1 protein-coding gene is annotated in these 441 nt (G+C 74.6%); it reads left to right on the forward strand.

Translation table 11 applies throughout. The features are described from left to right. Positions 1-441 (forward strand): GNAT family N-acetyltransferase (locus tag AB4Z02_RS19115; protein WP_441972949.1); only part of this gene is annotated, 441 nt, incomplete at both ends.

Below are 441 nucleotides of genomic sequence, written 5' to 3' on the forward strand. Positions count from 1 at the left end.
CCGGCGACCCCCGTCGGCACGGTCAACTCGTGGATCGCGCCCCTCACCGTGCCCGGTGGCGCGGCGGTCGGCAGCTGGGCGATCAGCAATGTCACGGTCGCCCCGACCCATCGCCGTCGCGGCATCGCCCGCGCGCTCCTCGGGGCGGAACTGCGCACGGCCCACGCGCTCGGGGTCCCGCTGGCGATCCTCACCGTGTCGGAGTCGGTGATCTACGGCCGCTGGGGCTTCGGCCCGGCGACGTTCGCGACCGAGTGGCGCGTCGACACGAAGCGCGTCCGCTGGGTGGGTCCGGCGACGACCGGTCGGCTCTCGTTCACCGAGCCGGCGGCATACCGGGAGACCGGCCGCGACGTGCTTCGTGCGGTGATGGCCCGCCGGGCCGGCGAGATCGACCAGACCCCGTACCTCGCCGACCGGCTCATCGGGCCCCTGAAAGGC

Source organism: Pedococcus sp. 2YAF34, assembly GCF_052114585.1.
Taxonomy (GTDB): domain Bacteria; phylum Actinomycetota; class Actinomycetes; order Actinomycetales; family Dermatophilaceae; genus Pedococcus.